Raw genomic sequence first — 26,253 nt, 5'->3', positions numbered from 1 at the left:
TTAAATTTATGAAATTTTATCTAAATACTAAAATAACACAAGCTGATTTACTTTAATTAAAGTATAAATTCTTGATTTTATCCACAATTACTTGTGCTAATCGCTCGTGACTTTCAAATGTCCAGCCAGCCACATGAGGCGACAATAACACATTATCGGCTTCTAATAAATACTGAAAAGCTTCGGGTGTAGTTTTGTCCTGAAATAAGGTCTCAAAAGACAATTTTTCATATTCTAAAACATCCAGTCCGGCACCTAAAACTTTTCCGGATTGCAAAGCAGCAACCAAATCAGCCGTTACAATGTTTTTCCCCCGAGAGGTATTAAAAATCCAAAGCGGCTTGGCAAAAGCATCTATAAAAGACGCATTAACCATTTTGTCGGTATCGGGAGTCCATGGAATATGCAAACTTAATACATCTGCTTTTTGTTGTAAATCGGCTAAAGAAACCTGCTTTGCATTGGCATCGGCCACATTTTCCTGAATATCATAACAAAGCACTTCGACATCAAAACCTCTGAGTTTTTTAGCAAACCATTTTCCCATATTTCCATAACCAATAATTCCCACGGTTTTTCCGTCTAATTCATGACCGCGATTGCTTTCTCTGTTCCAGTGTCCGGAACGTATTTCTCTGTCGGCACGGTTTAAATTATTAAAAAGAGATAAAATCATTCCTAAACTGTGTTCGGCAACTGCGTTTCTGTTACCTTCGGGAGCTGCTATTAGCCTAATGTTTTTAGTCAAAGCATAATCACAATCAATACTTTCCAAGCCTGCACCAACCCGGGCTATAAACTGCAAATTAGTTGCTTTGTCTAAAAAAGTTTTATCAATTTTAAATCGGCTACGAATGACAATTCCATGATAATCCTGAATTTTATTTTCGATTTCTTCTTTTGACGAAGTAAAGTCTTCGTGATTGATAAAACCCAATTGCTGTAATTGGCTCATCATTATTGGGTTATTACTATCTATGTGCAGAATTTTAATATCCATAAGTATTTTTATGTTGAGCTTTCAAAAATACTAAAAAAATAGGGGATTCATTTGTGTCTAAAAATGAGTATCCCGTAGCAACAAAAAACCATTTCTAAATTAAAACTAATTCAGAAATGGCTTGCTGTTGGATGACCCAAACTTAAAGTAGTGTTTTTTACATACGCTCTTTTTTTACTGATACAATTTTTCGTTAATATCTCGCCATCGTTTCGTCTCCGAATAAAAAACGGGAAATCTTGTCGTAAATCATGTTGAATAACTTTTTCATAATAAGGTATATTTAATGTTCGTTTTAACTTAAACCATTGATTAAGAAAAGTCAAGTAGCGATAGACTGGGTTTGCTTCTATAAAATTACATTTATTTTTACTTTTAGAAAAGCAACTAATTAAATATTCGATATAAAGCATTTTTATTAGATAAAATACTTGATTTTCAGTCATTTGAATTATTTTATTTACAAAAATAGTGTTGAAAATCAATTGTTTAAGATTTTTAATCAAAATTTACAAAAACAAACAGCAAATCAACATTATTGCTATCTTTGTTAAAAATGTATATTTTACATTTAAAATGACAACCACCCAATTTTTATTAAAAATGAACAAGAATCTGAACTTTTTACGGCTGACTTTTCTGTTGGCTTTTATAGTCATTGGAATGACAGCGCATTCGCAAAAACTGAAAAAAAACCAATTTGACAATCCTTTGGCTTTGCAACGGGCAGATCCGTTTGTAACCAAAACAGCCGATGGAACTTATTATTTTATTGCAACTGCTCCGGAGTACGACCGCATTGAAATACGCAGTTCTAAAACCATTAACGGAATTAAAGAGGCGAAGCCAGTTGTGGTATGGCGTAAACATGATAAAGGGGTTATGGGAAATCATATTTGGGCTCCCGAATTACATCGAATTGATGGCAAGTGGTATATTTATTTTGCAGCAGGATCGGCTGAAGACAGGTGGAAAATTCGCATTTATGCTTTATCAAATCCATCAGAAGATCCTACAAAAGGAGAGTGGAAAGAGGAAGGACAGATTGTGACTAAAAAAGATGTGTTTGCTTTAGATGCAACTACTTTTGAGCATAACGGACAACGTTACCTTATTTGGGTAGATAGAGGTCCGGGAAATGTAGTAAACACCAGCTTGTATATTGCAAAAATGACTAGTCCAACTACAGTAGATGAAAAACAGCTGGTAATTAGTCAGCCCGATTACGATTGGGAAATGCACACTTACAAAGTAAATGAAGGACCAGCTGTATTGATTAGAAATGGAAAAGTGTTTTTAACATTCTCTGCTAGTGCAACTGATGCGACTTATTGCCTTGGTTTACTTTGGGCAAAAGAAGGAGCCGACTTACTTGATCCAAAATCATGGAATAAATTAGATAAACCAGTTTTCTTTACCAACGAAAAATTCAAACGTTATGGTCCGGGGCACAACAGCTTTACAGTTGCCGAGGATGGAAAAACCGATATCATGATTTACCACGCTCGTGATTATGAAAAAATCAAAGGAGACGCCTTATCAGACCCAAACCGTCACACCCGTGCCAGAGTATTGAAATGGACAAAAGACGGAATGCCTGATTTTGGTCAGGAAATCGATGATAACGATATGGCTTTAAAAACCAAGAAAAAATAATATTTGCCTTTTAGTTAGTTATAATGAAAAAAGAGCTTCTCAAATTATCGGGAAGCTCTTTTTGTATTATATAAAACCGAAAATTAAACTCCTTTAATTTTCTTAACCGCTGCTTTAATTCCGCGGATTAATGAAGAACTGAATCCGTGTGATTCCATTTCGCTTAATCCTGTAATGGTGCAACCTTGTGGAGTGGTAACTCTGTCGATTAATTGTTCCGGGTGGATTTGTTCTTCCATCACCATTTCGGCGGCTCCTTTTACAGTTTGTGCCGAAATAGCCAATGCCGTTTTCCAGTCAAATCCGATTTCGATACCTGCCTGCATGGAAGCTCTGATGTAACGCAAAGCAAAAGCAGTTCCGCTGGCAGCTAAAACAGTTGCCGCATCCATTAATTTTTCGTCAATAACCGGTGCTGTTCCTAATTCTTTGAAGATGGTTACTAGTTTTTGACCTTGTTCTGCATGTTTTTCGTTAAAAGAAATACAGGTTGCCGAAGCTCCGTATTGTGCAGCAATGTTGGGCATAATTCGAATAGCCTGATGACCTTCGCCAATTTTATTTTGCAAGGCTTCAATAGATAATCCGCTTACTCCCGATGCAATTATTTTATTCGAAATAACAGGAAGAATTTCTGCTAAAACGGTGTCCACCTGATACGGTTTAATCGTTAAAATAATAACATCAGCTTCCTGAATATTGTGTTTGTTATCTGAAGAAACGCTTACGCCTAATTTTTCTAAATAGAGAATACTGGCTGTGTTTCTTCTGGTTACTGTAACCTGGTGTTCACTGGCATTTTTTGCCATTCCTAATGCAATAGCTGCTCCTAAGTTACCTCCTCCAATGATATGTACTTTCATGTTGTTTGTATTTTTTTATCTTCTAAAATATTAAAAACCTAAAATCATTTTGGCAATCGAAAAATAAATCAGGATTCCGCAAATATCGTTGCTAGTAGTGATAAACGGTCCTGTTGCCAAAGCAGGGTCAATCCCAAATTTATCCAATAATAAAGGGATAAAAGTCCCTATCAATGAAGCTATTACAATCACCGAAATCAAGGCTGTGGTTACTATAAGTCCCACAATAACTTCTACATTAAGTAAAAAATGACTTCCTATGAATAATATACTGGCCAGAATAATACCGTTGAGTAAACTCAACGAAATTTCTTTTATTAATCGGTTAAACAAAGAGCCGCTCAGAGTGTCATTAGCCAAACCCTGTACAATAATTGCCGAGGATTGAACTCCTACATTTCCTGCCATCGCCGCAATAAGTGGTGTAAAAAAGAAAAGATTGCCATGTTCTAACATCGCTCCTTCAAACAATCCCAAGACTCTTACCGTTATAAAACCACCGAGTAATGCTAAAACTAACCAAGGCAAACGTGCTTTAGTTAACTCCATGATACTGTCATCGGCTTCAACGTCTTGAGAGATACCTGCCGCTAACTGGTAATCCTGGTCGGCTTCGTCCTTAATTACATCTACGATATCATCAATGGTGATTCGTCCTACCAAACGTCCCAATTCGTCCACTACCGGAATGGCCTCTAAATCGTATTTCTGCATGATACGGGCTACTTCAACGTCTTCGGCATCTACGTTGACATAATTCAGCTTTCGGATATAGACATCGCTAATAGCTGTCTTGGTCGAAGTAGTTAATAAATCTTTCAGAGAAAGGCGTCCTTTTAATCGACCTTCGTCATCTACTACATAGATGGAATGCACACGGGAGATGTTTTCGGCCTGAATGCGCATTTCTTTTACACAGGTTAGTACATTCCAATTTTCATTGACCTTTACTAATTCTTTGTGCATGATTCCACCCGCAGTGTCTTCTTTATAACGAAGCAAATCGACAATGTCTTTGGCGTGTTCAACGTCTTGTAATTCCGATATTACTTCGGCTTTAATCTCTTGCGAAAGTTCGGCAATAATATCGGCAGCGTCGTTGGTTTCAAGTTCATCTAGCTCCTCTGCGATTTCTTTTGGCGAAAGCCTACTCAATATATTTTCACGCAAATCATCTTCCAGTTCCAGAAGAATTTCTGCCGTTTTATCACTGTCTAATACCTTAAAGATATAAGTTGCATCGTCAAAATCAAGCTCATCCAGAATTTCGGCAATATCAGCATGGTGAATATCATTCAACAAAGTTTCCAGTTTTAGGTCACTTTTGTTTTGAATGAGTTCCTTTACTTGTTGAATTAATTCCTTGCTGATTTTAAACTCCATCGGCTTCTATTTTTTTGGTAAGTGCTATAAATTCTGCTACGCTAAGTTGTTCCGGACGAAGATCCAATACTTTATCCTCTCTGAGATTATCGGACAAATTTAGAGTTTTTAAACTATTCCGCAAGGTTTTCCTGCGTTGCTGAAATGCTGTTTTTACTACAGTAAACAACAATTTTTCGCCGCAAGGCAGGCTGTAATCTTCTTTTCTACGCATACGCATCACTCCTGATTTTACCTTGGGAGGCGGATTAAAAACATTTTCGTCAACAGTAAATAAATATTCGGTATCGTAAAAAGCCTGAGCCAAAACAGATAAAATACCGTATGCCTTACTTCCTTTTTTCTCACAAATTCGTTCCGCTACTTCTTTTTGAAACATCCCTGAAAATTCAGGAATTTGATCTCTGAATTCCAATACCCTAAAAACAATTTGAGTCGAAATATTATATGGAAAATTCCCGATAATGGCAAATTGCTTATTCTCGAAAACTTCATTGATATTGTATTTCAGGAAATCCTGAGAAATAATTCTACCATGCAATTTTGGATAATTCGCTTCCAAATAAGTCACCGATTCGGTATCAATTTCAATTACGTAAGTATTGATGGGTTTATCCAACATATATTTGGTCAAAACCCCCATTCCCGGTCCTATTTCCAACACATCATCATATCCTTCTAAGCTTAGTGTATCAGCAATATCTTTGGCAATACTCTCGTCTTTTAAAAAATGTTGTCCGAGGTGTTTCTTGGCTTTTACTTTATCCATTTTGTTGTTGCTTTTGTCTTCAACGGATTAAAATCCGTTGCTACAATATGATTCGTTCCTACGGAACTTTACTTATTTCAAAGAGCCTTCGGCTCGACATATTTTGTAAGGCTGGACTTTAGTCCAGTTATTCTCTAGTGCTCCGAAATAACCTGCAATTCGGTTCTAAAAGTGAGCATTTTTTCACCAAAAAGCTTTTGTCCTTCTGCCTGAAGCACTGCGTCATCTTCCTGATAAAATTTCTCTAAAGTCGCTAAACTATCTGTGGTAAATTGAGCCGAATAAGTCACTCCTCCCATTTCTTCTTCTACTAAAACACGAACTAATTTAGCATTGGTGAATTTGCCCGTGGCTAGCATTTCAGGAATGTGTTTGTGCTGCATCCAGATTATCCATTGGTCATGAACGCTTTCGTGTATATTAATTGTAATGTTATAAATTATCATTTTAAAAGTATTAAGATTGGAGAGTTAAGTATTAAGACAATAAAAGTCAATCAATATCAAAATCTCTAGTGCAATCTGTTTTCTGTTATATTCTCTATTCTGAAATCTAAAATCTGCTATCTAAAATTTACAGATTTTTATCTCCTCTTAACTCCCTGAATTTCTTTCTGGCTTCGACAAAATAAATACTATCCTGATGATTAAAAATCAACTTTTCGTATAATGGTTTCGCCTTTTCGGGTTCGTTTAACTTCTTACTATAAATTTCTGCCGAAAAAAACAGTGCTTCATCAATGTAAATTCCATTACTATGATGGTCAATTATCGATTGGTATTGGCTTAAAGCCAAATTATATTCGGCTGTTTTATCATAGACTTTTCCCAGTCGCAATTGCGTTACTGCTTCGATTTCTTGTCCTTTAAAAGTTTTTAAAACCAACTGGAACTGCGCAATCGCTTCCTGATTCCTATTTTGATACAACAAATAATCGCCTTTGGCAAAAGCCTTCAAAGCCGTCTGTGTCGAATCGGCTACTGTGTTATCATTTATAAGTAAAAAATATTCTAGGGCATCATTAGCAATCAACTGCGTATTTGCCGATTTCAATTCCTTAAACTGTTTTAATGCCCAAGGAAAATCACCTTTAAAATAACTCGTTTTGGCCGCTTTCAAACTCGCTTCATGAGCCACCACATCGTTTTTCAAATCCATTTCAATTTGCGAATAATACAACAACGCCTGATTGAATTTTTCTTCAAAAAGCAAAATATCCGCTAATTCCATTTTGGCCTGAGCCACTTCGTAATCATTGAGCTGCAACTCCAAAGCTTTCTTTACAATCGCTCTTCCCTGCTCCGGTTTTTTCAAATTGAAAGCCACAAAATGCGCCTGAATCAGCTGCAAAGATAAGGTAAAAGGACTTATTTCAAATTGTTTCAGCAAAGCCTCAATTTCCGTATTGATGATTGCGTAATCTTTTTCGGTTGCTTTAGCGATTTTTAATTCCAATAAATACGAATGTGCCTGAACCAACAGCCCTAAATCCTTAGTATTTTCAATTACAAAATCCAGTATTTCTTTGGCTACTTCCTGATTTTCTTCTTCAATGGCCAGATTTGCCAAATTCAAAATAGTAGAAAGCGATTCAGGATTGCGTTTATAGATGGCTTTTTCCTGAATAAAGGCTTTCGAAAACTCTTTTTGTTGGATATAAAACCAACTCAAATAACGACTCCAGAACAAATCCTGACTTTTTTGAACCTTTAAAACCAAAGCTTTTCGCAAAGCATTGCTAAAACTCACATCGGCTTCATCAGTCATAAAACGCGACAATTGATTCTGAATCACAATTGAAGTTTGAGGATTTGCATAGGCTTCGTCCAGAAAGGTGTTAATCATCATTTCGAAATTACCTAATTGTCCGTATAGCAATCCTTGTTGGTAATTGAAATTAAAATTAGGCTGGATTTCAGTAGCGGTTTTATAAGCTTTTAATGCGTATTCTAATTGTACTTTTCGTTCAAAAGAATTAGCAATTCCGTACACTTCATTGGGATTTTTCCGGATGCGCTCTATTGCCTCATCATAATAACTTTTGGCTTTAGCATCATTCTTTTGCAGTTGGTAGTTATATCCTAATTCAACTAAAAGACTGCCTTGATTGTATTTTGCGAGACGGTTTTGGATGGCTTTTTCGGCAACATCATATTGTTGCAATTGCTGGTAACAATCTACTGTCCGGAGAAAGTATTGCATGTTTTGAGGGATGTTTTCCAATAATTCCTCATAACTGATTTTGGCTTTTTCAAAATCGCCTTTGTCGTAGTAATACTGTGCTAATTGTTCGTTCTGACCAATCGCAAACAGCGAGAATAACAAAGTGATATAAAGAAAGAGCTTTTTCATAACCGGATAAGGTTTGAAATTAAATTTGAAAAATTTCCTTTTTTCTTTAAACCATTAAGAAATTAAGAACATTAAACTTAATGGTTCTTAATTTCTTAATGGTTGTAGATAATTCTTTCTGTTTTTAAACAGAACTAATTGATAATATCAAATCCGCAGTACGGACGTAAAACTTCCGGAATTACAATTCCTTCCGGAGTTTGGTAATTTTCAAGAATTCCCGCAAGTACTCTAGGCAAAGCCAATGAACTTCCGTTTAGGGTGTGTGCCAGTTGGTTTTTTCCGTCTTTGTCTTTGAAACGCAATTTCAAACGATTCGCCTGGAAAGTCTCAAAGTTAGAAACAGAAGAAATTTCTAACCAACGGTCTTGGGCTGTAGAAAACACCTCAAAATCATAAGTCAAAGCCGAAGTGAAACCCATATCGCCACCACAAAGACGCAAAATTCGGTATGGCAATTTCAATTCGTTCAAAATCTCTTTTACATGTTCTACCATTCCGTCTAAAGCCTCATATGATTTCTCAGGATGTTCGATACGTACAATTTCCACTTTGTCAAATTGGTGCAAACGATTCAATCCACGTACGTGAGCACCATAAGAACCCGCCTCACGACGGAAACATGGTGTGTAAGCTGTAGTTAAAATTGGCAACTCATTTTCGTTTAAGATTACATCTCTAAACAAATTGGTTACCGGAACCTCAGCCGTTGGGATTAAATATAAATTATCGGTTGCATCATGATACATTTGCCCTTCTTTGTCCGGCAATTGCCCTGTTCCATAACCTGAAGCTTCGTTTACCAAATGTGGTACCTGAACTTCATTGTAACCTGCAGCCGTATTCTTGTCCAGGAAATAATTGATTAAGGCACGTTGCAAACGAGCTCCTTTTCCTTTATAAACCGGGAAACCTGCTCCTGTGATTTTATTTCCTAATTCGAAATCGATGATGTCGTATTTTTTTACTAATTCCCAGTGCGGTTGAGCTCCTTCGTGTAAAACCGGTACTTCACCAGCTTCAAAAATGTTTAAGTTTTCTTCCGGCGTTTTTCCTTCCGGAACAATATCGGCAGGAAGATTAGGTAATGTATATAGTTTTTCTGTTAACTCAGCAGCAATAGCATCGGCAGTTTCAGCCAGTTGCTTGCTCTTTTCTTTATTGCTAACCGTTTTTTCTTTTAAGATGGCTGCTTTAGACTTCTCACCCGCTTTCATCAATTCACCTATGTCTTTGGACAATTTATTAGATTCAGCTAAAATGTTGTCTAACTCTACTTGCGCAGCACGACGACGCTCATCAAGTTGTACCACTTCTTCCACAACACTTTTGGCATCCAAATTTCTTTTTGCCAAAGCCTTGATCACTTTTTCCTGATTCTCTCTAATAAATGCAATTTGTAACATAGTTTGATTTTTATAACTATTAAATTTCTAATAACGGTAGCAAATTTAAGGAAATGTTTGAGACTTATAAGGCAAACTTTTAAGGAAATGTTTTGTGAAAAGTTATTTTGCAAAGTCCCGCAAAGTGAACATTAAGATTCGCTAAGTTTTATTTCAAAATCCTTTGCGAGCCTTAGTGTGTTTTCCTTTAGAATCTCTGTGAAATTCTATAAATTATCGGGGATGCTGAACATGAAATCACTTCCTTTTCCCGGCTGACTATTGACCCAAATTTGACCGCCATGTTTTTCGACAAAATCCTTACATAGCATCAATCCTAATCCGGTTCCTGTTTCGTCATTGGTTCCTGATGTGGTGTTTCGATTATTTATTGCAAACAGCTGTGCTATTTTATCGGGAGCAATTCCAATGCCGTTGTCTCTGACAGAAAATACAAGCTGACCATTTTCTTTTTTCATCGAAAGTACCACATCGCCGTTGGTATTGGTAAATTTGATAGCATTTGAAATCAGATTTCTAAAAATAGTTTCCAGCATATTCCTGTCGGCTACCAGATGTTGTTTTTCTTCAAATTCAGAACGTATTGAGATGTTTTTGCTTTTGGCAATATTGGACAACAAACTGATAGTTTTGTCGGTTACGGAATGTATTTCGAGTTCTTTGGGACTGAATTCGATGGTGCCGGTTTGTGATTGTGCCCAGGTTAACAGATTGTCTAATAATGAAAAAGCGCTTTTTGACGATTGATTGATGAGTTGGATAAATTCATTTGTTTCTTTATTGTCTAATTGATTGTCATTTTCCAATAACAATTCTGACAGTCCAATAATTCCGTTAAACGGCCCTCTTAAATCATGTGCAATGATGGAAAAAAATTTGTCTTTGTCGTCTAATAATTTCTTGATTTGTATTTCTTTTTCTTCCTGTAACAAAAGCAAATAACCTACTCCGCTAATCATCATCATTAGAAATATAATCAGGAATATGATTTTTTGTGTGGGATCGACTGAGTACAGCGTTGTTGAGGTTTTAAAAAGCGGATAAATCGTTCTGAAAACCAGTACTACTAACAATATGACGTAATTAAAACCCAGTATTTTTTTAAATAAACTGCTTCGTGCTGCTGTTAAAAATCGTAAAGAGGGCACAATTAATAGTGTGAAAATAACGAAGGATGCTAATGAAACACGGATATTAGCAGGGGCTTCAAACCAAACGGTACTGTAAAAAAGTAAAAGGGTAATGGCAAATAATATAGACTGTATTCGATAGGCTTTTTTAGAACTGTCTTTCACCATCATCAACATGGCAACGGATTCAAGATAGTAACTGGTAAAAATCAAAGTATTGGTAATAACAATGTTGATTGGGTTAATGTTAATGGTGTCTGTTCGAAGAAAAAAAGCCAACCATGCAAAAGCCTGAAAAATTTTAGAACAACCAAATACTAATAAATGTGTTTTGTTATCCTTGCTGAAAAGTGCAAATCGAAAAGTGAAAACTAAAGTGGCTAAAGCAAAATTTCCCCAAAATAATAATCCCATTGTATTGCGAATATCCAATACAAATAATTTCGAAAATTGATTGAGGATCTCCATAAACTATCTACGCCTTCTATTTTTTTAGATTAAGCAAAGTGCTTGTAGTTCAGGCAAAAATAGACTTATTTTGATATGATTTTTAAAAAATGTTACAATTTAAGCATCACTAAGTCAATTTAGTTATTCTCTTTTTATCTCGCGGCCTACAAATTCTTCTAAAGCAGCAAACATTTCGTCAACCGAAAGCACTTCGGTATCGGGATGGGATTTTAAAAAAGCAGCGTTCAGTTCCACCAGATTTTCTTTTCCTGAAATTTCTGGGCTGAAAAATGTGTCGTTGTTTAAAGCGTCTCTAATTGGGTTTACGCCTTCGAGTTTCCCTTTTAAAAATTTAGCCAATTTAACACTGCTCATCAAACGGACTTTTTTAGCCTGTGCCTGAAATAATTCCAAATGTTTTTCGGCACCAATTAACTGCAAACCTTCTTCAATCAGTTCGTTCAGTTCTTTATTCCAGCCCGAATTATACACAAATTGCGCAAAATTTCCCTGACTGTATTGGGTGTAATAATAATCTAAATAATAGCTCATTAAAGCATCTTCGTGAATCAAATCATCATCAATTTTTTCCTCACGCATCAGGTTAATTACCGAAATATTCGAGTTGATGATGTCTTGAGGATTTTCGCTATTGGCTGCGTTTTCTGAAATAATGATTCTTCCGAATTCCATAGATTTTGGGTTTAATTTGCCGTATTGTTTTTTAAAACTGTAAAGTTAGATTCTTTTTGCAATTTATATAATTCTGATGTTCGGAATAGTTCAATTATTTATTCAAATTTATAGTTTCAGTCTGTGTTCATCTGTTAAATCTGTTTCATCTGTGTTCCAATTATTTTTAGTGACTTTTAATATTAATTTACTTTGTAACTTTGCGGTTCAATCAAAATAACGATGAAATACAAACTATCATACTTTCTTTGTTTACTTATCTTATTTACTGCTTGTAATAAAGAAGCGAATCAACAAAGGATTGCCGAAAATGCTAAAGATGCCAAAAAGAAAGAACTCGTTTTTAACAACATAAAAAAAGGCTGGGATTTTTATGACGAGCCTATTAATGAGGCTACTGAGGAAAGTATAAATACCTGGCTTGATTTGCGTGCATTTATGCAGGAATTAGGTCAGAAACCTAAGAAAACAATTAGTGCTTATCAGCAAAAAGCAGCTGCCATTTCTAAAAAAGCAATGGCTTTGAATAATAGTATTCCGGAGTTGTTTAATAAACCTCAGATAAAAAGTCGTGTTTCGGTCTTGATTACCAAGGTACGTTTGCTGGATATGTTCATTCATTTGGATAATATTCCCGATAAAAAAGTGGTGCAATTAGTGGGTGAAATCAACAAAGAATTAGCCACTTTGCAACGTCAAATGGATATTTTGACTGAGAAAAGTAAGATTCCGGTGGAAGAAGGTGAAGACGAGATGAGAAGAATGTTATTGGATTCGGCACGTGCAATACCTAATGGTCCAATGATGCTCAATCAATCCGTTATTCCGCAAGGTACAAGAACAATAATTAATCCAAACGACGCCAGAGTTGAGTAAATCTGCCTTATATACCCTCTACGAAACTTCGCCTAAAACGCAACAAATTGTTGCTTCGTTGCAGGAAAAAAATACAGCAAAACTACATCTTAGCGGTTTGCTGGGTTCGGCAGTTTCATTTGTAATTCGTTCGGCGTTTAAAAAAGCCGAACTTCCTTTTTTACTTATTTTAAATAATAAAGAAGAAGCGGCTTACTATTTGAATGATTTGGAACAAATGATAGGTGAGCAGGATGTGTTGTTTTATCCGGCTTCGTTTCGTCGTCCGTATCAAATTGAAGAAACGGATAATGCCAATGTTTTGCTTCGTGCCGAAGTATTAAACCGCATTAATTCCCGTAAAAAACCGGCCATAATCGTTAGTTATCCTGAAGCGCTTTTTGAAAAAGTGGTAACGCGTCGCGATTTGGATAAAAACACTTTGAAAGTAAGTGTTGGCGATAAAATTTCGATTGATTTTATCAATGAAGTTTTATTCGAATATGAATTCAAAAGAGTCGATTTTATTACCGAACCTGGAGAATTTTCAGTTCGTGGAGGAATTGTCGATGTATTTTCTTTTTCGAATGATAATCCGTACCGAATTGAGTTTTTTGGTGATGAAGTCGAAAGTATCCGAACTTTTGATGTAGCAACGCAATTGTCATTGGCACAACAAAAGAAGATTACCATTATTCCCAATGTAGAAAACAAGGTTTTTCAGGAAAATCGAGAAAGTTTCTTAGATTATATTTCGGAACAAACGGTTATTTTTATTCAGGATACTGAAGATTTATTATCGCAATTAGACAGACAATTTGTGAGAGCCGAAGAAGCTTTCGAGAAATTATCTAAGGATATCAAGCACGCTACTCCAGAGCAATTATTTCTGGATCAAAAAGCATTTGTAAAACGGGCGCTGGATTTTTCGGTTGTAGAATTCGCTTCAAAAGCCATTTTTAGAACCACTAAGAAATTCGAATTTCACATTCAGCCACAACCTTCGTTCAACAAACAATTTGATTTGTTATTGAATAATTTGAGCGAGAATCATTTTAACGGTTATAAAAATTATTTGTTCTGTTCGAATGAAGCGCAGGCAAAGCGTTTTCACGATATTTTTGAAACTTTGGATGAAGCCAATTCGGAGAATATCCGCAAGCAATACAATACCATAGTTTTGCCTTTGTATCAGGGTTTTATTGACGAAGAAAACCAAATTTCATGCTACACTGATCATCAAATTTTTGAGCGCTATCATAAATTCAGCATCAAGAATGGTTATTCGAAAAAGCAAAATATTACGCTTAAAGAATTAACGACACTTTCGGTTGGCGATTATGTAACGCATATTGATCACGGAATTGGGAAATTTGGTGGATTACAAAAAATCCAGGTCGAAGGAAAAACGCAGGAAACTATTAAGCTCGTTTATGCCGATAATGATATTGTGTATGTGAGTATTCATTCGCTACACAAAATTTCGAAATACAACGGAAAAGACGGAACGCCTCCAAAAATATACAAATTAGGTTCGAATGCCTGGAAAGTTTTAAAACAAAAAACCAAGGCGAGAGTCAAACATATTGCCTTTAATTTGATTCAATTGTATGCCAAAAGACGATTGGAAAAAGGCTTTCAGTATGCGCCAGACAGTTATTTGCAAAACGAATTAGAAAGTTCGTTTATCTACGAAGATACGCCAGACCAGACCAAATCGACTCAAGAAGTAAAAGCCGATATGGAAAGCGATCGCCCGATGGATCGTTTGGTCTGTGGAGATGTAGGTTTTGGAAAAACAGAAGTCGCTATTCGTGCTGCTTTTAAAGCGGTGGATAATAGCAAGCAAGTAGCTGTTTTAGTACCAACAACTATTTTGGCTTACCAGCATTTCCGTACTTTTTCAGAGCGATTAAAAGACATGCCGGTTACTATTGGCTATTTGAATCGTTTTAGAACTGCTAAACAAAAGTCGGAAACTTTAAAGCAATTAGCCGAAGGGAAACTGGATATTGTTATTGGAACGCATCAATTGGTCAACAAAAATGTAGTTTTTAAAGATTTGGGATTATTGATTGTCGATGAAGAACAGAAGTTTGGAGTAAACGTAAAAGACAAATTGAAAACCATTGCGGCTAATGTAGATACCTTGACTTTGACGGCAACTCCAATTCCGAGAACTTTGCAGTTTTCGTTGATGGCTGCGCGTGATTTATCGGTAATTACAACGCCTCCGCCTAACCGTTATCCTATTGAAACCAATGTGGTTGGTTTTAACGAAGAAGTGATTCGCGATGCGATTTCGTATGAAATTCAGCGTAACGGACAGGTATATTTTATCAATAACCGAATTGAAAATATAAAAGAAGTGGCTGGAATGATTCAGCGTTTGGTTCCTAATGCCAAGGTTGGAATCGGTCACGGACAAATGGACGGTAAAAAATTGGAAGAACTGATGTTGGCTTTCATGAACGGAGAATTTGATGTTCTGGTAGCTACAACCATTATCGAAAGTGGATTGGATGTTCCTAATGCCAATACGATTTTCATTAATAACGCCAATAATTTTGGACTGTCTGATTTGCATCAAATGCGAGGTCGTGTGGGTCGAAGTAATAAAAAAGCGTTCTGTTATTTTATTTGTCCACCTTATTCGTCAATGACTGAAGAGGCTAGAAAACGAATTCAGGCTTTGGAACAATTTAGCGAATTAGGGAGCGGATTTAACATTGCGATGAAAGATTTAGAGATTCGTGGTGCCGGAGATTTATTGGGTGGTGAGCAATCGGGTTTTATCAACGAAATAGGATTTGATACCTATCAAAAAATCATGAATGAGGCTATCGAAGAATTGAAAGAAAACGAATTCAAGGATTTATATCCGGTAGAAAACGATATTGAGACCAAGGAATACGTAAAAGACCTGCAAATCGACACTGATTTTGAATTGTTATTCTCGGATGAATACATCAATAACATTTCGGAACGTTTGAATTTGTATAATGAATTGAGTGCGATTAAAAACGAAGAAGAATTAGTGGTTTTTCAAAATAAACTGATTGACCGTTTTGGTCCGTTACCTCCGCGAGCCAATGCATTAATGAACAGTATCCGTATTAAATGGGTGGCAACTAGAGTTGGAATTGAAAAATTAGTGATGAAACAAGGAAAAATGATTGGCTATTTTGTGTCTGACCAGCAATCTGATTTTTATCAGTCCAATCGTTTTCATAAGGTGTTGCAGTTTGTGCAAAAACATCCTTCGCTTTGCAAAATGAAAGAAAAACAAACCGCTAACGGTTTAAGATTGTTGTTAACTTTTGACAACGTAAAATCAACCCGAAGAGCTTTGGAGTTGATGGATATGTTGGGAGGGAAAGAAGCTTAAAAGAAGTGCTTTTTGGTCTTAATTACAAGGATTTTTGTGATATTTTAATAATTATAGTGTAGAATATCGAATACTTTGTAAACAGGTTTAAAAATTGATTTATTTTTATTAATTTAATTTTTTTAACCTGATATAGTCAGCATTTAAATTTATGATATTAAAAAAATCGTCCCCAAAAATACTTTTTTTAATAGTTTCCTCTAGTATTGTTTTTTTGCTGCTTTATGCTGTGCTGTTTTATTATATCAACCAAACAGAAAAAGAAGCCTATCGTAATTCGGTTGAATTGTTTGAGAGCAAAGTCAGTCAGTTGTTAATTTTGGAATCAAAACCTATTTTAACAGCCATAAACAATGATACCAATTGGGATGAGTTTGTAGATTTTACAGTAACTAAAGATAGTGTTTGGTATCATGAAACCATTAGTAATGAGCTGGCTATTTACGGAGCTGATTATCTAGGGGCTTATGATAAACACAAGCAATTTATCATTCGCACTCCAACTCAAACCATTAAAACCCTGGATTTTATTCCTAAAGAAGCCATGCTTTATTTGGATAAAGTGGGTATAGGTAAATTTTACCTTCAAATTCCGGAAGGTATTGTAGAGGTAACCGGGGCCACGATTCACGCTTCGGATGACCCACTTAAAACCAAAACTAAAACTTCGGGTTATTTCTTTGCTGCGCGCTTGATTAATGCTAAATTCATTAAAAATTTAGAGAATATTACCTCTTCAAAAATCAAAATTATCGGTGCCGAAGAAGCTGTTGCTGAACAAAGACACGTGGTAAGTTCGGTTTTTCCGCTGAAAGATTCTAAGGGGAAATTAATAGGCAAACTTCTTTTTGAAAGAAAATTTGAAGTTTATTTTGAAAACACAATCAATATTCTTTATGCCATCATTGTTGTTTTTATTCTCTATTTGATAATAAGTTTGTTTTATACTCAAAAATTAGTTTACAGACCGCTTTATTTGGTTCGGAAAGCTCTTGAAAAAAGCAGTAAAAGTGCCATTAACGAACTTAAAAAAACAAGTGGTGAGTTTAGTTATATTGGAAATTTATTTGAAGAAAACAACAGTCAAAAATTGGATTTGATAAAGGCAAAAATTAAAGCCGAAGAAGGCGATTTGCTAAAAGCTTCCTTTCTGGCTAATTTGTCGCATGAGATAAGAACACCTATGAATGCCATTAATGGTTTTACAGAGCTTATTCTGAATACCGAACTCAGCAAGGAGGAAACTGTTGAGTACCTTAATGTGATACAAAATAACGGTAAAAATCTGGTGTCTATTATTGATGATTTGATAGAAATGTCTAAGATCGATTCCAATCAAATTGTGCCTAATTTTAGCGAAATCAATTTAGAATCCTGTATAGTTGAGCTTTATAAAACAATTAAGGTAACTATTCCTAAGAGCAAGAACATAAAATTCAAATTGATAAAAAGTCCCGTTACCGCCGCTTATAATATTATTACGGACGAAATTAAACTGAAACAGGTTATTATTAATTTACTGACCAATGCCATCAAATATACCGATGAAGGTTTGGTGACTTTTAGCTATGAAATTGATGAAAATGAAAATCGAATTCATTTTACCATTCAGGATACCGGCTCCGGAATTGACCAAGATTATCACAAACACGTTTTTGATCGTTTCAAGCGTGTGGAAAATGACAAGTCAATTCAGGTGGGAGGTTTAGGACTGGGACTTTCTATTTCAAAGGCCTACATAGAAATTCTGGGAGGAACCATTAGTTTAGAATCTGAAGTAGGTGTGGGATCTACTTTTTATTTTTCAATTCCGTTGCAATATGCTAAAGTAGGGCATATTGTGGTCAAGCCAATTAGGGAGAAAGAAGTTGTAAAATCAGAAAATAAAGTGATTCTGATTGCCGAAGATGATAATATCAATTTCTTGTTGTTTCAAAAAATGATGCAAAAAATGTCCTACACCATTATCAGAGCTCATGATGGTCAGGAGGCCGTTGATATTTGTATCAATAATTCGGATATTGATTTGGTACTGATGGATATTAAAATGCCGGTTATGAATGGTTTTGAAGCCATTGAACAAATAAGATCTATTCGTCCTGAATTACCGATTATAGCGCAAACAGCTTATTCTTCTTCGGAAGATAAGGTTAAAATTAAGAAAGCCGGATTTGATGATTATATAACCAAGCCTCTGAATCGGGAACGTTTGTTTGAACTTATAAATACGTATTAATTGGAATGAAAATTATCAAAAAACCTTGGGTTTTAATTTTAGGTATGATGTCAGTTGTTTCTTTTTCCCAACAGGCTAAAGATACTATAACAGAAAAAAAACTCAGTTTGAATGTTGATATTATCAATCGTTATCTCTGGCGCGGACAGTGTTGGGGAGGGAATTATGCGGCAATTCAGCCTACTGTTGAGTACGAAGTTGTTCCAAAGTTAAGCTTAGGATTTTGGGGAACTACTAATTTTAAAAACGACTATTTTTATCCTGATGGCGAATCTTTATACAAAGGCTATCAGGAAATAGATTTTTATATTAGCTATCAAATTAATGATTTTTTGCAGTTCCAAATTTGGGATTATTATTGGCCTTCGGTAAGTCGGGTAGAAGGAGTAAGCAACAAACTTTTTGATTACGGCCCTACGAGTTCGCAAACAGTAGATGCCATGCTGTGTTTTGATTTTTCTGAGGGTTTTCAATATCCTTTTAATGCCACCATAAGCACCCTAATTGGTGGAAATGATTATCGTTATGATAGCAATGACAATCCTAAACGAAATTACACCACTTATTTAGAACTGGGATATACTTTTAATTTATTCGAAAATTCATCTTGTAAAACACTTCAAAATATTGCATTGGTACCGGTAGCAGGCGTTGTACTGAATAACAAGGCAGAGTATTATAATTTTGCCGATTATGATAAACCTTCCTGGGTAAATCTGGGAGCAAAAGCCACTAAGGAATTTGATTTAGGCAAAGGAATTACAATGCCATTGTCATTAAATTATGTTCATAATGCCGCAACAGCAAATACCGATTTTTTTGGTAAGGATTTTTTAGTGGCCGGAATTAGTTTTGCGTATTAGTAGAAAATTGACATAAAAAAAGCAGGCAATTGAATCAAAATGCCTGCTTTTTGTCTATTTATATCGAAATTAATTCTTCAAATCTTTGATTACTTTGAAAGCAACATCTACTTGTTCTTCGCTAACCAGGATCGTGAATTCATTTGAAGTAGAAATTACTTCGTTGATGATGATTCCTTCCCAGGCCAAACGTTGGAAAATGAAATAATATATCCCTGGAATTACAATGTTTTCTTTTGGTAATTTAACCGTAATAGAAGCCAGATTATCTAGTTTCTGAATCAATTTTTCGTTTGAAAAGTGTTTGTCAACCAGTTTGTTGACCGTGTTGCTTACTACGATGTTGATTTCGTTTACTCCTCTTGACGAAGTGTAAAAAACATCCGGAAAACCGTTGATGTCCGAAATTAATTCTGCCTGTTTGTTTAAAACAGTTTCTGAAACAGCAAAAGTATAATCGGTCAAGGCTGAGCGAACAGTAATTTCACCTATGTTTTTGATTACTTTGTTGATTTTGTGGTTTAATCGAAAGTCCAATTCTTCTGTTAGTCTTTTTAAAGACATTACAACAGCACCCTGTTTTACTTCTTTTCCAAATTCGCTCTCTAATTCCGACATGATGTTTCTGGAAAGAGAGGTTAAATTGATGATCCCAAGTGACAAAGCATTTAATAAAAATGGTTTTGTTTTGATGTAATTTTCGACAATTGAAGAAACAGTTTTCATAATTATATAGGTGTTTATACTTAGTTTTTAATCTGATTTACTTAGATAAATCGTTAAAAATTTAGGCAAAGATAATTAAAAAAACAATTTGTTACAAAAATAACATAAAAAATTATCGTTAAAAGTGATAAAAAGCATCTGTAAGGTGTTCAATTACAAAAGATTTATCGCTTTTTTGGATGGCAATGATGTCAAAACGAACATTAATATCGAGGTTTTTTTCAACTACGTAGTTGTCTATGGCTTTCGTAAGTAGTTTTATTTTTTTTGATTTTACAAAGTCCTGAGGCAGACCAAATTCAATCGAAGAACGGGTTTTTACTTCGATAATAGCGAGTGTGTCTTCTTTTTGGGCAATGATGTCCACTTCGGCTTTTTGAAAAGTCCAATTGGTTTCTAAAATGGTGTAGCCGTCTTTTTGTAAAAAATCAACAGCCAATTCTTCTCCCAGTTTTCCTAATTCGTTGTGTTCGGCCATTGTTGTCTTGGTTTAACATATAAGTCATATAAGTTTTTTGCTCTTATTTGTTCTGTTAGAAGCTAGTTAAAACACAGCTCATATAAGTTAAGTTGAAGTTGAATGCTAACTTATATGACTTATATGTTGAAAGATAATTAATCTTCAAATTTCAATGTGCTTTTTTCCGGAGTAACTTCCATAGAAACTGTACTTCCTAAAATTAAAGCTCTGTTGTCCTGAATGTGTCCTGCCGGGAAATTATAAATAACAGGAATATGGTATTTTTTAGTCACATCTTCAATAATTTGGACAGCATTTTTTCCCCAGGGAATTTCGTTGTCTTTCATTTTTGTCATTGAACCTACCACAATTCCTCTGATGCTTTCCAGACAGCCATTGCGTTTTAAGTTCATCATCATACGATCAATATGATACAGGTATTCGTCTAAATCTTCAATGAATAAAATTTTATCGTTACAATCAATCGCTGATGGAGAACCAAACAAACTATACAAAATAGACAGATTTCCTCCAACCAATTCCCCTTTGGCAGAGCCAATACGATTCATTGGGTCAGAAGGAATTTCGTAACTCAAAGCTTCGTTAAACAAAGCTTGTCTCAGGGTTTCAATAGCCTCTTTGGTTGCTCTTGGGGCAGTAACAGGCATAATACCGTGAATGGTTTTATAACCTAGAGTATTCAAATGATTGTGTAAAACAGTAATATCGCTAAAACCTACAATCCATTTTGGGTTTTGTTTGAATTTGGTAAAATCCAATGTATCAATGATTCTAACCGTTCCATAACCGCCTTTTACACACCAAATGGCTTTGATGTTGGGGTTGTCCAGTTGTGCTTGAAAATCGGCAGTTCTCTCTTCGTCGGTTCCAGCCAGTTGATTGTTATCTAATCCAATGCTTTTACCAAGAACGACTTCAAGTCCCCAGCTACGCATTAAATCAATAGCGGGTTGCAGGTGGTTATCAGTATATTTTCTGGCGGTGGCTACAATGGCAATAGTGTCTCCTTTTTGTAAAGCGGCTGGTGTAATCATTTGTTTTTGGGCTTGACTGTTGAAAGATTGAAAAATAATAATCAGGAATACGCTAATGGTTCGGTTTAAAACTAAAAATCGAGGAGTAGGCATAGTGGTGTTTTTCCTGAATAAATAAAAATTGAGAATGCTTTTGCGAAGCATCAAAACAAAGATAACTAAATTCAAAAATAATTGGTTCCTAATTGTATAAAATGGATTAAATTTACTACAGTCCTTAAAATAGAGTTGGTTATGCGAATACTGAGATTGTTTTTTGTGCTTGCTTTTCTGTTTTTGTTTCGAACAGGCTTTTCACAGCAAAAAAGCTATCGGATTCATACACTGGCTTTTTATAATTTCGAAAATCTTTTTGATACTATAAATGATCCAAGTACAAATGATGATGAGTGGACTCCAAAAGGAGAACAACGCTGGACTTCTAAAAAATACCATCAAAAATTAGAAAATCTCGCCAGGGTGGTACTCGAAATAGGTAAACCGGAAAACGCCAATTCTCCCACATTTATTGCTGGTTCCGAAATAGAAAATCGGGGTGTGCTGGAAGATTTAGTGCAACAACCTAAAATGGCAATGCAGGATTATGGAATCATTCATTTTGATTCACCCGATAAAAGAGGAATTGATGTGGCTTTGTTGTTCCAAAAGAAATATTTCAAGCCTACTTCTTATGCCAATATTCCGCTTTATATTTATAAAAAAGAATTTCAAAATGAGGAATTAGTTTCCGCTTCAGGAGAAGATGATGATGAACTGGTTCAGAACAGATATGATAACCGGGTTTTTACACGTGATCAACTTTTAATTACCGGTTTTTTAGAAGGCGAAGAGATTCATATCATTGTCAATCACTGGCCGTCACGTGCAGGAGGGGAGAAAAAATCAAGTCCGTTTCGAGAAGCGGCTGGAATCTTGAACCGTAAAATAATCGATTCATTACAAAGAATAAATCCCGATGCTAAGGTGATTACACTGGGCGATTTGAATGATGGTCCTTTTAATAACAGTATCAAGAAAGCGCTTGGAGCCAAAGCAAAAAAGCAGGAAGTTCCTGAATTCGGAATCTATAATCCATTCGAAGAAATGGCTAAAAAAGGCCTGGGAACTATTGCTTTTAGAGATTCTTGGGATATTTTCGATCAAATTTTGCTTACTCAATCATTAATAAAAAGTGATTTTTCGACTTATCAATATTGGAAAGCAGGCATTTTCAACAAAAGCTATTTAATTCAGAATTCGGGGCAATATAAGGGTTATCCCAAACGACATTCGGCTACCGAAGTGGGTTTTAGTGATCACTTTCCCGTTTATATTTATCTGATTAAAGAGGCTAAATGACGTTTTTCAGCTTGTTACACAAAGATTCGCAAAGAAAACCGCAAAGATTCGCAAAGATTTTTTAAAATGAATGCAGATGAAGTTGTTTTTAAGAATTTATTTCAATTTGTTTCTTTGTGTGTCTCTGCGGTTTTCTTTGCGAATCTTCGTGAAACCAAAATTGAAACCAAAATTCTTTTTTTCGTACCTTAGCTTTTCTTAAAGAACAACTCAAAATGGCAATTTCAAGACCTTTTAACCTGGCCAAATGGATTGATGAAAATCGTCAATTGTTAAAACCACCTGTTGGCAACAAGAATTTGTATGTGGATTCAGGGGATTATATTGTGATGATTGTTGCGGGTCCAAATGCCCGAAAAGATTTTCATTACAATGAAACCGAAGAGTTGTTTTATCAGTTGGAAGGTTTTATTGAAGTTCATATTCAGGAAGACAATGAGCGTAAAGTGATACAGCTAAACGCTGGCGATATGTATCTGCATGCTGCGAAAGTTCCTCATTCTCCCGTTCGTTCCGAAGGTTCCATCGGTTTGGTTATCGAACGAAAAAGAGCCAAACAAGGTTTTACAGATGGTTTATTATGGTATTGCGACAACTGCAATCACAAATTGCACGAAGTCTATTTTGAACTCAACGATATCGAAAAAGATTTCTTGCCCCATTTTGAGAATTTTTACAATTCAGAAAAATTACGAACTTGCGAAAAATGTGGAACTGTTATGGAAGCAGATCCAAGATTCACAGCCAAAAAATAATTTTTTTCAGGAGCTATTTCCCGTCATCCGCTCTATCTTTTCCTGCTTAAAGAAAGCAGGAAAAGGATGCCGCTACTACCGGGGCTAATCAGTTTTAAATAAAACAAATAATGTTAGAGATTAAACTTAAAAATTATTTAAATAATTATTTCGATTCATTAATAGAATACAAACATGTAGCTTTACGAACCAATACAGTTTTATTTAATGATTTAAAAAGATTTGCTTCTGAAGATTCTAAGTTAAGATTTGGTTCGTCTTTAGTTTTAAATGACTGGAGTGGTAAAACTGATAACGGCTGGGTATATACTTATCCAACAGATAGTATGTTGGAGACTACTAAAGAAAGTTATCCAGAATTTATTAATGATTTGATTTCAAAACAATTTTGTTTGTTTTATGCTCAATCTTTTGAAGGTTTAGAAAGATTGTTGAAAAATTTAATGTTTGAATTTTCTTCTATTGATTCAGAATTGAAATGTCTTATTGAAGAAAAACTTAAAAATAATCAAAAGTTTTCTAGAGAAAATATGCCTAGTGGAGATCATCTTCGGGAGATAGTCGATGCACAGTTAGATTCATTTTTATATGGAAAAGACAGGATGAAGTTTGATTTAAAAACGTCATTTTTTATCTTATCCAAGACTAGGCATAATATTATTCATAACAATTATGTTTTACATAAAAATATAATTAGCTCACCTGATAGAAAGAACTTGTTTTTTGAATTATTCTTGTATGATGAAATTGATAGTAGAGAAATAAAAGTAAAATTAGATATTTTACATTTCAAAAATCTAATAGATTTCATGTGTAATTTCAGTTTTCAAATATTTAAAAAATTGTGTTTAAAATATGATTTGAATTGGAAAATATATAAAAATATGGATAAGCATTAAGTTATAAAATATAAAAAAAGCCATTACAATGACAACAATAGCAACTCAATTTGAAATAAAAGCCGTTTTGGCACAACTGGGAATTCGTGATATAAACGAAGGGACATCAACAGGAACGAACTCTTTTTCTTCGGGATCAATTTTTGAAAGTTATTCGCCGGTGGATGGACAATTGATTGCAAAAGTAAAAACAACTTCGGCAACTGATTATGAAAAAGTAATGCAGACTGCTGTTGAGGCTTTCCAGTCTTTCCGATTGATGCCGGCGCCACAACGTGGAGAAATCGTGCGTCAGTTTGGAGAAAAATTACGTCAAAATAAAGAAGCACTGGGAAAATTAGTTTCTTACGAAATGGGGAAATCCTTGCAGGAAGGTTATGGCGAGGTTCAGGAAATGATTGATATTTGTGATTTTGCAGTTGGACTTTCCCGACAATTGCATGGCTTGACTATGCACTCGGAAAGACCCAATCACCGAATGTATGAGCAATACCATCCGTTAGGTGTAGTCGGAATTATTTCGGCATTCAATTTTCCGGTTGCCGTTTGGTCCTGGAATGCTGCATTGGCTTTGGTTTGTGGTGATGTTTGTGTTTGGAAACCATCTGAGAAAACACCGCTTTGTGGTATTGCCTGTCAAAATATTTTAGCAGAAGTTTTAAGAGAAAATAATCTACCGGAAGGAATTTCGTGCTTAATAAACGGCGATTTTAAAATAGGTGAATTATTGACTAAAGACAGTAGAATTCCTTTGATTTCAGCCACCGGTTCTACCCGAATGGGGAAAATTGTGGCGCAAACCGTTGCCGGACGTTTGGGGAAATCTTTATTGGAATTGGGCGGAAACAACGCTATTATTGTTACTCCCGATGCTGATATTAAAATGACTGTTATTGGGGCTGTTTTTGGCGCAGTAGGAACGGCCGGGCAGCGTTGTACTTCGACGCGTCGTTTGATTATTCACGAAAGTGTTTATGACAAAGTAAAAAGTGCTTTGGTTGCTGCTTATCAACAATTGCGTATTGGAAATCCATTGGACGAAAAAAATCATGTTGGGCCGTTAATTGATATTGATGCTGTCGAAAAATACAATAAGGCCTTAGAAAAAGCAGTTTCTGAAGGAGCCAAAATTCTGGTAAATGGTGCAGTGCTTTCAGGTGATGGTTACGAAAGCGGATGTTATGTACAGCCTGCTATTGTTGAAGCTGAAAATTCATTTGAAATTGTGCAATGCGAAACTTTTGCTCCTATTTTGTATTTGCTAAAATATTCAGGAACTGTAGAAAATGCTATCGCTATTCAAAACAGCGTGACACAGGGATTGTCATCTGCTATTATGACAACTAATTTGCGTGAAGCTGAATTATTTTTGTCCGTTTCAGGTTCTGATTGTGGAATTGCCAATGTTAATATTGGAACTTCCGGAGCCGAAATTGGCGGTGCTTTTGGTGGTGAAAAAGAAACCGGAGGCGGCCGGGAATCAGGTTCAGATTCCTGGAAAGTTTATATGCGAAGACAAACGAATACGATTAATTACGGTAGTACGTTGCCTTTGGCACAAGGAATAAAATTTGATTTGTAAAATTAAATCACAGTTTTTAGAGCTGTTTTTATTGATTTTTTTGAATAATCTTCAATAGGAGCATTAGGCGATACAATTTTCACAAGTTGAATTGCGTATTCGCGAGTGGCTTTGTCTTCGAATATTTTGCTTGTGCCTAAAATTTGTCCGTTTGATGATTTGAGGTTGAAATAGCATTCATTGTCAGTAGTTCTTTTTCTGTAGAATTTGGAATCATCCTGAGCATTTCGCTTTATGGATTCGATTACTTTTAAGCACATGGCTTTGTGGATATGCAAATAAAAATTACAGTTTAAGTTAAGCTACATTTTTGTAAATATCGTTTTGATAATTGAACTCCTCTATTGTTTTATAATTCAAAGCACGATGTCTTCTTTTTCTGTTGTACCATATT

At 35.3% G+C, this 26,253-nt stretch carries 22 protein-coding genes; 9 read left to right on the top strand and 13 right to left on the bottom strand.

Annotated features, from left to right (window positions below; genetic code table 11):
• Positions 1-52 precede the first annotated feature (52 nt).
• Positions 53-1,000, bottom strand: coding sequence for a 2-hydroxyacid dehydrogenase (locus FDM27_RS04215; protein WP_140485326.1), 948 nt, complete (start codon positions 998-1,000; stop codon positions 53-55).
• Positions 1,001-1,603: 603 nt separating this feature from the next.
• On the opposite strand from FDM27_RS04215, the gene FDM27_RS04210 reads away from it, so the two are divergent.
• Positions 1,604-2,656, top strand: coding sequence for a family 43 glycosylhydrolase (locus FDM27_RS04210; RefSeq protein ID WP_140485325.1), 1,053 nt, complete (start codon positions 1,604-1,606; stop codon positions 2,654-2,656).
• Between the two features lie 83 nt (positions 2,657-2,739).
• Here the strand turns inward: FDM27_RS04210 and proC are convergent, their stop codons facing one another.
• The 8 genes from proC to FDM27_RS04170 form a co-directional block, all read right to left on the bottom strand.
• Positions 2,740-3,519, bottom strand: coding sequence for a pyrroline-5-carboxylate reductase (gene proC / locus FDM27_RS04205; protein WP_140485324.1), 780 nt, complete (start codon positions 3,517-3,519; stop codon positions 2,740-2,742).
• 30 nt (positions 3,520-3,549) lie between these two features.
• On the bottom strand, positions 3,550-4,902 hold the full coding sequence (mgtE, locus tag FDM27_RS04200; RefSeq protein WP_071184255.1) for a magnesium transporter: 1,353 nt from the start codon (positions 4,900-4,902) through the stop codon (positions 3,550-3,552).
• Entirely contained in the window at positions 4,892-5,671 is a 780-nt protein-coding gene (rsmA, locus tag FDM27_RS04195) for a 16S rRNA (adenine(1518)-N(6)/adenine(1519)-N(6))-dimethyltransferase RsmA (protein ID WP_140485323.1), read from the bottom strand. The genes mgtE and rsmA overlap by 11 nt, the downstream gene beginning before the upstream one ends.
• 134 nt (positions 5,672-5,805) lie before the next feature.
• Positions 5,806-6,117 carry a DUF4286 family protein gene (locus FDM27_RS04190; RefSeq protein WP_140485322.1) on the bottom strand — a complete coding sequence of 104 codons (312 nt, stop codon included), beginning with the start codon at positions 6,115-6,117 and terminating at the stop codon, positions 5,806-5,808.
• 127 nt (positions 6,118-6,244) lie between these two features.
• Positions 6,245-8,023 carry a tetratricopeptide repeat protein gene (locus FDM27_RS04185; RefSeq protein ID WP_140485321.1) on the bottom strand — a complete coding sequence of 593 codons (1,779 nt, stop codon included), beginning with the start codon at positions 8,021-8,023 and terminating at the stop codon, positions 6,245-6,247.
• A gap of 134 nt (positions 8,024-8,157) precedes the next feature.
• Complete coding sequence (gene serS / locus FDM27_RS04180; RefSeq protein ID WP_140485320.1) at positions 8,158-9,429, bottom strand: serine--tRNA ligase; 1,272 nt, start codon at positions 9,427-9,429, stop codon at positions 8,158-8,160.
• A 206-nt stretch (positions 9,430-9,635) separates the two neighbouring features.
• Positions 9,636-11,027, bottom strand: coding sequence for a sensor histidine kinase (locus FDM27_RS04175; protein WP_140485319.1), 1,392 nt, complete (start codon positions 11,025-11,027; stop codon positions 9,636-9,638).
• A gap of 123 nt (positions 11,028-11,150) precedes the next feature.
• Positions 11,151-11,702 (bottom strand): hypothetical protein, encoded by a 552-nt coding sequence (locus FDM27_RS04170; protein WP_140485318.1) that lies wholly within the window; start codon positions 11,700-11,702, stop codon positions 11,151-11,153.
• 222 nt (positions 11,703-11,924) lie between these two features.
• On the opposite strand from FDM27_RS04170, the gene FDM27_RS04165 reads away from it, so the two are divergent.
• From FDM27_RS04165 to FDM27_RS04150, 4 genes are all read left to right on the top strand, one after another.
• A complete protein-coding gene (locus tag FDM27_RS04165; RefSeq protein ID WP_255510471.1) occupies positions 11,925-12,578 on the top strand; it encodes a hypothetical protein in 654 nt (217 codons plus the stop codon).
• On the top strand, positions 12,571-15,945 hold the full coding sequence (mfd, locus tag FDM27_RS04160; RefSeq protein ID WP_140485317.1) for a transcription-repair coupling factor: 3,375 nt from the start codon (positions 12,571-12,573) through the stop codon (positions 15,943-15,945). The genes FDM27_RS04165 and mfd overlap by 8 nt, the downstream gene beginning before the upstream one ends.
• Positions 15,946-16,096: 151 nt before the next feature.
• Complete coding sequence (locus tag FDM27_RS04155; protein WP_140485316.1) at positions 16,097-18,181, top strand: ATP-binding protein; 2,085 nt, start codon at positions 16,097-16,099, stop codon at positions 18,179-18,181.
• 5 nt (positions 18,182-18,186) lie between these two features.
• Entirely contained in the window at positions 18,187-19,044 is an 858-nt protein-coding gene (locus tag FDM27_RS04150; protein WP_140485315.1) for a TorF family putative porin, read from the top strand.
• A 69-nt stretch (positions 19,045-19,113) separates the two neighbouring features.
• On the opposite strand, the gene FDM27_RS04145 is transcribed toward FDM27_RS04150, so the two are convergent.
• From FDM27_RS04145 to FDM27_RS04135, 3 genes are all read right to left on the bottom strand, one after another.
• Complete coding sequence (locus FDM27_RS04145) at positions 19,114-19,770, bottom strand: aspartate kinase (protein WP_071184243.1); 657 nt, start codon at positions 19,768-19,770, stop codon at positions 19,114-19,116.
• A gap of 118 nt (positions 19,771-19,888) precedes the next feature.
• Positions 19,889-20,248 (bottom strand): YraN family protein, encoded by a 360-nt coding sequence (locus FDM27_RS04140; RefSeq protein WP_071184242.1) that lies wholly within the window; start codon positions 20,246-20,248, stop codon positions 19,889-19,891.
• Positions 20,249-20,385: 137 nt separating this feature from the next.
• Positions 20,386-21,285 (bottom strand): LD-carboxypeptidase, encoded by a 900-nt coding sequence (locus FDM27_RS04135; protein ID WP_140485698.1) that lies wholly within the window; start codon positions 21,283-21,285, stop codon positions 20,386-20,388.
• 234 nt (positions 21,286-21,519) lie between these two features.
• On the opposite strand from FDM27_RS04135, the gene FDM27_RS04130 reads away from it, so the two are divergent.
• The 4 genes from FDM27_RS04130 to FDM27_RS04115 all read left to right on the top strand — a co-directional run bounded on the left by FDM27_RS04130 (position 21,520) and on the right by FDM27_RS04115 (position 25,859).
• Complete coding sequence (locus tag FDM27_RS04130; RefSeq protein ID WP_140485314.1) at positions 21,520-22,623, top strand: endonuclease/exonuclease/phosphatase family protein; 1,104 nt, start codon at positions 21,520-21,522, stop codon at positions 22,621-22,623.
• Between the two features lie 215 nt (positions 22,624-22,838).
• A complete protein-coding gene (locus FDM27_RS04125; protein WP_140485313.1) occupies positions 22,839-23,378 on the top strand; it encodes a 3-hydroxyanthranilate 3,4-dioxygenase in 540 nt (179 codons plus the stop codon).
• Between the two features lie 110 nt (positions 23,379-23,488).
• On the top strand, positions 23,489-24,277 hold the full coding sequence (locus tag FDM27_RS04120; protein ID WP_140485312.1) for a hypothetical protein: 789 nt from the start codon (positions 23,489-23,491) through the stop codon (positions 24,275-24,277).
• 28 nt (positions 24,278-24,305) lie between these two features.
• Positions 24,306-25,859, top strand: a complete 1,554-nt coding sequence (locus tag FDM27_RS04115; RefSeq protein ID WP_140485311.1) for an aldehyde dehydrogenase family protein — start codon at positions 24,306-24,308, stop codon at positions 25,857-25,859.
• 2 nt (positions 25,860-25,861) lie between these two features.
• On the opposite strand, the gene FDM27_RS04110 is transcribed toward FDM27_RS04115, so the two are convergent.
• Entirely contained in the window at positions 25,862-26,119 is a 258-nt protein-coding gene (locus FDM27_RS04110) for a YegP family protein (protein ID WP_140485310.1), read from the bottom strand.
• Between the last annotated feature and the right edge of the window lie 134 nt (positions 26,120-26,253).

It is taken from the genome of Flavobacterium sp. GSA192 (assembly GCF_006386525.1).
GTDB classification, from domain to species: Bacteria; Bacteroidota; Bacteroidia; order Flavobacteriales; family Flavobacteriaceae; genus Flavobacterium; species Flavobacterium commune.
The sequence above is the reverse complement of the archived record's forward strand: the minus strand, read 5'-3'. Positions and strand labels throughout refer to the sequence as shown.